At 68.8% G+C, this 1,217-nt stretch carries 1 protein-coding gene; it reads left to right on the top strand.

Annotated features, from left to right (window positions below):
- Nucleotides 1-1,201 (top strand): cytochrome c biogenesis protein ResB (gene resB, locus IE312_RS05605; protein WP_229899111.1); only part of this gene is annotated, 1,201 nt, incomplete at its 5' end.
- Nucleotides 1,202-1,217 lie beyond the last annotated feature (16 nt).

The following is a 1,217-nucleotide window of genomic DNA, read 5'->3' as shown; positions in this document are numbered from 1 at the left end:
CGCCCTGCTGAAGAAGCGCCGCTTCCGCGCGCACCTCGCCGGCGACGCCGTGGCCGCCGAGAAGGGCTACCTGCGCGAGCTGGGCAACCTGGTCTTCCACATCGCCCTGATCGTGCTCCTCGTCGCCTTCGCCTCGGGCCAGCTGTACAAGGCCGACGGCACCAAGCTGGTGGTCGAGGGCGACGGCTTCTCCAACGCGCTGCCGATGTACGACGACTTCAAGTCCGGCAGCCTGTTCCGGAACGACGACCTGGTCCCGTTCAGCTTCGATCTGAAGGACTTCAAGGGCACCTACGAGCTCAGCGGCCCCAACAAGGGCACCCCGCGCACCTTCGAGGCGAAGATCCGCTACAGCGAGGGCGCGTACGGCGAGGACCGGACGACCACCGTCAAGGTCAACCAGCCGCTGGAGATCGACGACGCCAAGGTCTACCTGGTCAGCCACGGTTACGCGCCCGTGATCACCGTCCGCGACGGCAAGGGGAAGGTCGTCTACCAGGACGCCGTACCGCTGCTGCCGCTCGACGGCAATGTCACCTCCAACGGCGTGGTGAAGGTGATGGACGGCTACCGCGACCCGCGGGGCAAGAAGGAGCAGCTCGGCTTCCAGGCGTTCTTCGTGCCGACGTTCGACGCGCGCAGCGGCACGATGCTCTCGCAGTTCCCGGCGCTGCTGAACCCGCTGCTCGCGGTGAACGCCTACCACGGTGACCTGGGTGTGAACTCGGGCATCCCGCAGAGCGTGTACCAGCTCGACAAGAAGCACATGAAGGCGTTCAAGGACGGCAAGGGCCAGCTGCTGAAGAAGCTGCTGAAGCCGGGCGACACGCTCACGCTGCCGAACGGCGCCGGCACCGTCACCTTCGAGAAGAACGTCAAGGAGTGGGCCGGCTTCGAGATCGTCCAGGAGCCGGGCAGCGGCTGGGCGCTCGGCGGCGCCCTCGCCGCGATCTTCGGCCTGGCCGCGTCCCTGTTCATCCAGCGCCGCCGCGTCTGGGTGCGGGCGGTGCGCGGTGCCGACGGCGTCACGGTGGTCGAGATGGCCGGGCTCGGCCGCAGCGAGTCCGCCAAGGTGCCCGAGGAGCTGGGCGACCTCGCCGCCATCCTCTACGACCGGGCACCGGGGGCCCCCGACCCGGACGACGCCCCCGACCACGCCTCCGAATCCCCAGCCGTACCTGCCGAAGGGGCTGAGAAGTGACTCTCGCCGCCGCAAC

The organism is Streptomyces capoamus, assembly GCF_014654935.1.
Classification (GTDB): domain Bacteria; phylum Actinomycetota; class Actinomycetes; order Streptomycetales; family Streptomycetaceae; genus Streptomyces; species Streptomyces capoamus.
The sequence above is the reverse complement of the archived record's forward strand: the minus strand, read 5'-3'. Positions and strand labels throughout refer to the sequence as shown.